Consider the following 6,424-nt stretch of genomic DNA (forward strand, 5'->3'; position numbering starts at 1 on the left):
GGAATTTCCTCGGACGTGAACAAGTGCCCGAGTATCACATGACTGTTTGCTGCCTGCACTCCGCCGCGCCGCGCCGCACAAAGTGCCAGCCCATCATCAGTCCGGCTGCACCCAGGCCGACGATCAAGCCGACCCAGACCCATGGCGCACCCCAGCCAAGATAGAGACCGAAGTACCAGGCCGTCGGAAAGCCCAGCAGCCAATAGGCAATCACGGTGTAGATCATCGGCGCACGGGTGTCCTTGTAGCCGCGCAACACACCGGCCAGCGCAACCTGGCCACCGTCGAAGACCTGGAAAATGGCCGCCACCATCAATAGCGAAAAGGCGACGGCCGAGACGGCGGCATCACTCGTGTAGATGGAGATGATGCTGTCCGCGAACAACAGCAATGCCAGTGCCGACAAGGCCATGAACAGGGTGCAGAGGCTCACGCCGATCCAGCCCGCAAAACGGGCCGCCTGCGGGTCACCCCGCCCCAGCGCCTGGCCGACACGCACGGTGATGCCACCCGCGAAACCCAGCGGCACCATGAACATCAGCGCAGTCCAGTTGATGGCGATGGTGTGACCGGCAACGACCGTCTTGCCCAGCGTCGCCAGCATCAGGCCGACCGCAGAAAACATGCTGCCTTCCATGAACACGGCGATGGCAATCGGGAAGCCGAGCAGGAACAGGGCCTTCAGTTCGGGGGCGGCCGGCCATTCGAAGCGCGAGAAAATGGCATACGGTCGGTACAGCCGCGCGCGCAACATGTAGACAAGCATGCTGATGAACATGACCCACTGCACCAGCGCCGAGGCATAACCGGTACCGATCGCACCCATCGCCGGGACGCCAAGCTTGCCGTACATGAAAACCCAGTCAGCAAAGATGTTCAGGATCACGCTGATGATCGCAACCAGCAGCAAGGGCCGCGTGTGCGATACCGCTTCCGTGGTATGGCGCAGCACCGTGTAGAGCGCCATCGCCGGCAAGCCGAGGACAATGGCATCGAGATAGCCGCCAGCAATCGGGATGACTTCCGGATCGACGCCGATGAAGCGCATCAAGGGCTCGCCGCTGATCATGATCAGCATCGCCGGCAGCGTGAACAGGATGGCCAGCCAGGCCGATTGCCTGACGCTGTGGCCCACACGCGTGGTCTCGCCGGCACCGACCTGGTGCGCGACCGTCGGTGACACCGCCAACAGCAGGCCCAGCAGGAACAGGAACACCGCAATCCAGATGTCGCCACCGACGGAAATGCCGGCGAGGTCGGCGGAGGATATCCGGCCCGCGAAGACCGTGTCGGTGAAGCGCATGCCCAGCCAGGCCAGGTTGGTCACGATCATCGGCCACGACAGCGCCAGCAGCCGCCGGGTTTCCAGCCAGCTGCGGCTCATCAAGCTGTCCTGCGCAGTAGTCACTTCGGGCTCCAAGAAATCGTAGCAGGGACCTGCCGTCCCCCGGCCGCGTAGCATAGTGGATTCCGGGCTACAGGCCGAGTCGAGCCCCTGTTCATGCGGGTTGCGGGGCAAAACTTGCTCATTCGGGCGAAGAAAAGTACCTTACGCTGTCTGGATTCAAACACTCGTTTGATACGTGGAGAACACCATGCTCAAGACTCAACCCCGGCGCGTTGCCATCGTCGGTTCGAACCGCATCCCCTTTGCGCGTGCCTTCACGGCCTACGCTGCGAACACCAACCAGGACCTGCTGACCGCCGCCCTCAAGGGCCTGGTGGACCGTCACGGTCTCGCCGGCAAGGAGCTCGGTGACGTCACCGGCGGTGCCGTGATCAAGCATACCCGCGACTTCAACCTGGTCCGCGAATCCGTGCTTGGCTCCGGCCTGGCGCCGGAAACCCCGGGCCTGGACATGCAGCGTGCCTGCGGCACCAGCCTGGAAGCGGCGATCGACATTGCCTACAAGATCGCCCTTGGCCAGATCGACTCCGGCATTGCCTGTGGCGTGGATTCGACCTCCGACGTGCCGGTGGTGTTTCGCGACAGCTTCCGCAAGATCCTGTTCGAATCGAACAAGGGCAAGTCGGCCTGGCAGAAGATCAAGCCCTTCTTCAAGCTGCGTCCGAAGCATTTCAAGCCGCAGTTCCCGGGCGTGGTCGAACCGCGCACCGGCATGTCGATGGGGCAGCACTGCGAAATCATGGCCAAGGAGTGGAAGCTCACCCAGCGCGAACAGGACGAGCTGGCCCAGGCCTCGCACAAGAATGCCGCTGCTGCCTACGAGCGCGGTTTCTTCAAGGACCTCCTTTCGCCCTTCGCTGGCCTGGAAAAGGACAACAACCTGCGTCCCGACACCACGCTGGAAAAGATGGCCACCCTGCGCCCGGCCTTCGACAAGGAGAACGGCACGCTGACCGCCGCCAACTCCACTCCGCTGACCGACGGTGCAGCCGCCGTGCTGCTTTGCTCCGAGGAGTGGGCCAAGGAAAACAACCTGGAGCCGCTGGCCTACCTGACCTTTGGTGAAATCGCGGCGGTCGATTTCGTCGACAAGAAGGAAGGCCTGCTGATGGCACCGGCCTATGCCGTGCCGAAGATGCTGAAGCGCGCCGGCATGAGCCTGCAGGATTTCGATTACTACGAACTCCACGAAGCCTTTGCCGCCCAGGTGCTGTGCACCCTCAAGGCCTGGGAAAGCGAGGAATTCTGCAAGGACCGCCTCAAGCTGGACGGCGCCCTGGGCAGCATCGACCGTAGCAAACTGAACGTGAACGGCAGCTCGGTGGCCGTCGGCCATCCCTTTGCCGCCACCGGCGCGCGCATCCTCGGCGTCGCGGCCAAGCAGCTGGCCGAGAAAGGCTCCGGCAAGACCCTGATCTCCGTCTGTACTGCTGGCGGCATGGGTGTGACGGCCATCCTGGAAAGATAAAGCCGCCACCGCCTGATGCACTGCAAAAGCCCGGCCCGGTCCCTACCCGGCCGGGCTTTTTCATGACTCAACCGTGCGCTCAGATAGCCAAATTCGGCCATGACTTGCTCCCGATGCAGGGAAAAGGCCATTATTCCTGCCTTCATGCGCTCCCGATCTCAATAGAGGAGCCCGCGATTCACCACCCATTCCAGGGGAGAAACAATGGGTTTCATGGACACGTTCAGCGCCTTCATTGGCAGTGTTAACGACTTTCTTTACCAGGACGCCTTCCTGTTCCTGTTGCTCGGTACCGGTGTGCTGTTCACCATCTGGTCCGGCTTCGGCCAGTACCGCGCCCTGACCCACGGCACCGCGGTCCTGCGTGGCCTGTACGACGACAAGAACGATCCCGGCGCGATCAACCACTTCCAGGCACTGTCCGCTGCCCTGTCGGCCACCGTCGGTCTCGGCAATATCGGTGGCGTGGCACTGGCGGTCGCGCTCGGCGGACCGGGTGCCGTGTTCTGGATGTGGATGGTCGGTATCCTCGGCATGGCCATCAAGCTGACCGAAGTCACGTTGTCGATGATCTACCGCAATACCGACGACGCCGGCAATCCGCATGGTGGCCCGATGTGGGTGGTCTCGAAAGCGGCGGCCGAAATGGGTTACGCCGGTCTCGGCAAGGCGATTGGCTGGCTGTTCTGCATCACCCTGTTGATCTACACCGTCACTGGCGGCGCCATGTTCCAGGCCTGGAATGTCGGCGACATCACGCAGGAATACTTCCACATCCCGAGCTGGGTGGCCGGCATCGTGCTCGCCATCATCGTCTGGATGGTGATTATCGGCGGCATCAAGCGTATCGGTCATGTGGCCGGCGCGCTGGTCCCGGGCATGGTCGTGCTGTACCTGCTTGGCGGCCTCGCCGTGCTGATTTCGAATTACGAAGTCATCCCGGCAATGCTGAAGCTGATCGTGGTCTCGGCATTCAATCCGCAGGAAGCGTCCGGCGCCTTCATCGGTGGCACCATGGGCTACGCCATCATGATTGGCATGAAACGTGCGCTGTTCTCCTCAGAGGCCGGTGCCGGTTCTTCGCCGATTGCACACTCTGCTGCCAAGACCGACGAGCCGGTACGCGAAGGCGTGGTCGGCGGCCTCGAGCCGTTCATCGACACGATTGTGGTGTGTACCTTCACGGCACTGGTGATTCTCTCTTCGGGTATCTGGGAACGTTCCGGTGAAGCCTTCTACGACGAGCCGCCGCGCGTGGTGCCGGTCGAGGGTATCGGCTACTTCAGCCTGGAGACAAAGGCGGCGCCACAGCGTCTTGAGGGCAGCTGGCGCGAAGGCGAAAACGTCTTCATGATCGTCCGCGGTGATCACAACAAGGATTCCGGCAACAAGCTGCACCGCATTGATGGCCAGGTCATGGTGGACGCCGAGGGCAACCAGGTGATCGACTGGTCGATTATCGAGATGTCCGCGCCACCGACCCTGCAGGACAACGGCGTGTATGCCACCTATCCTGGCGCGACATTGACCGCGAAGGCCTTTGACTCGGCCTTCCCGGGTCTTGGCAAGTGGCTGGTCACGCTGGCGGCCTGGCTGTTCGCCGTGTCGACGATGATCTCCTGGAGCTATTACGGCGAGCAGGGCATTGTCTACATGTTCGGCGAGCGCGCCGTGAAGCCGTACAAGTACCTGTTCTGCATCCTGGTCTTCGTTGCCACGCTGGGCTTCATCAAGACACCCACCGATCTCGACAACTTCTCCAGTCTCGGTGTGGGCGTCATGCTGTGGGTCAACGTACCCATCATGCTCTTCTTCGGCCACAAGGCCATGAAGGCCTACAAGGCTTACATTGCCGAGCTGAAGTCCGGCAAGATGGAGCGCAATCCGAAGGCGCCGTCATTCTTCAAGGATGTATTGACGGGTCGCGACGTGGAATAAACGACTGCGTCGACTGCTTGATCGAACGCCCCTTGGCAACAAGGGGCGTTTTTCATTTCCGGTATGCAAACCCGCGCCACGCCACTGCATTTCAAGGTATTTCCTGATCCCGTCGTCTTGCCGTCAGCAGAACACTGCCCTGACCTGTTTCCAAGACGAGGGTTATCACCATGAACATCTTTACCAAGTACCGCCTGCAGGCGGTTTTCGCGGTTTCGCTACTGCAGCTGGCTGCATGCAGCGACAGCAGCAGCGGTGGCAGCCGCGCATCGACCCTGCCCCCGGCCAACCGCGCACCGGTTGCCGATGCCGGCGCCGATATCACTGCGCTCGAAGGCAGCCTGGTCCAGCTGGATGGCAGCGCCTCCTCCGATCCTGACGGCGACAGCCTCCAGTTTGAATGGAGCCAGGTCGCCGGCCCGGATGCCGTGCTGGCCAATGCCAACAGCGCTAGCGCCAGCCTGACCCTGCCAAATGTCAGTGAGGATGCTGCGCTGACATTCGAGCTGAAAGTCAGTGACGGCAACGTGTCACGCGCGTCTCGTGTGAAAGTGTTTGCAGAATCGTTGGAGGCCAGCGCGCAGGTCACCGGCACCAAAGCCCTGCAGGTCTCCTGGGAAGCTGTGGAGGGGGTCGATCACTTCCAGCTGTTGCGCAACGCCGATGGCGCCTCCGGCTTCAGTGTGATGGAAGATGCCATTGCCGCCGATGCCACCAGCCTCGACATCGAGGTGCCGGTACATCTCCTCGACTGGACCAATGCTGCATACATTCTGCAGGCCTGCATCGATGCAGCCTGTATCAGCCATGCCGACAGCAATGAAATCTCCCTGGCGGACCTGGTGGCCAACGAGGCCATCGGTTTTCTGAAAGCCTCGAATGCCGAGTTTGGCGACCAGCTAAGGGCGGTGGCCATCAGCGCAGACGGCCAGACCATTGCCATGGGTGCCCGCTTCGAGGATAGCGACGGCCTCAACGCCAATTCCGGCCGGGAAGCCGACAACGGCCTGTTGAATTCCGGTGCCGTCTACATTTTCCACAAGGAAACGGACGGCTGGGTCCAGGAAGCGTATCTGAAGCCGTTCTTCACTCGCGTGGGATCCGAGTTCGGTTCGGCACTCGACATCAGTGCTGACGGCAGCACCGTGGTGGTCGGCGCGCCCAAGCAGAACTTTGGACCCGGGAACAACCCGGGCGCCGCCTACATCTATCGCCTCGCGGTGGACGCGGACGGAGCGCGAAGCTGGTCAGGTGACGTTACGGAATTGCTGCTCGCATCGAATCTGAATCATGATGACGAGTTCGGTGCCAGCGTGGCCATTTCCGGTGACGGCCGATTCATCGTCGTCGGCGCTCCGAAGGAAGACAGCGTGCGCGACGGCGGTGGCAATGTTGATCCTGCATCGAATGCCGGGACCAATACCGGCGCCGTCTACGCCTACACCTTCGAAGCCGGTCGATGGAACGAGGCCGATTTCCTGAAAGTCCTTTCGATTTCCGACAATGACCGATTCGGCGAGGTGGTCGACATCAGTTTCGATGGCTCGGTCATCGCAGTCGGCATGCCTGCCGAGGACAGTGACGATGGCAGCAACAATGACAACCTGCCA

At 61.7% G+C, this 6,424-nt stretch carries 4 protein-coding genes; 3 read left to right on the forward strand and 1 reads right to left on the reverse strand.

Annotated features, from left to right (window positions below):
• Positions 1-34: 34 nt before the first annotated feature.
• Positions 35-1,384: an MATE family efflux transporter gene (locus tag R3217_04980; protein MDX1454793.1), complete on the reverse strand. Its 1,350-nt coding sequence runs from the start codon at positions 1,382-1,384 to the stop codon at positions 35-37.
• A gap of 211 nt (positions 1,385-1,595) precedes the next feature.
• On the opposite strand from R3217_04980, the gene R3217_04985 reads away from it, so the two are divergent.
• The 3 genes from R3217_04985 to R3217_04995 all read left to right on the forward strand — a co-directional run.
• Positions 1,596-2,876: an acetyl-CoA C-acetyltransferase gene (locus R3217_04985; protein MDX1454794.1), complete on the forward strand. Its 1,281-nt coding sequence runs from the start codon at positions 1,596-1,598 to the stop codon at positions 2,874-2,876.
• Between the two features lie 204 nt (positions 2,877-3,080).
• Positions 3,081-4,814 carry an amino acid carrier protein gene (locus R3217_04990; GenBank protein MDX1454795.1) on the forward strand — a complete coding sequence of 578 codons (1,734 nt, stop codon included), beginning with the start codon at positions 3,081-3,083 and terminating at the stop codon, positions 4,812-4,814.
• Between the two features lie 170 nt (positions 4,815-4,984).
• Positions 4,985-6,424 (forward strand): PKD domain-containing protein (locus R3217_04995; GenBank protein ID MDX1454796.1); only part of this gene is annotated, 1,440 nt, incomplete at its 3' end.

This window comes from Gammaproteobacteria bacterium, assembly GCA_033720895.1.
Lineage (GTDB): Bacteria > Pseudomonadota > Gammaproteobacteria > Natronospirales > JAJUFS01 > JAWWBS01.

Bases quoted from the DNA above. Each gene is read 5' to 3' on its own strand.
- R3217_04980 (MDX1454793.1), bottom strand. From the start codon at position 1,384: ATGAGCCGCAGCTGGCTGGAAACCCGGCGGCTGCTGGCGCTGTCGTGG.
- R3217_04985 (MDX1454794.1), top strand. From the start codon at position 1,596: ATGCTCAAGACTCAACCCCGGCGCGTTGCCATCGTCGGTTCGAACCGC.
- R3217_04990 (MDX1454795.1), top strand. From the start codon at position 3,081: ATGGGTTTCATGGACACGTTCAGCGCCTTCATTGGCAGTGTTAACGAC.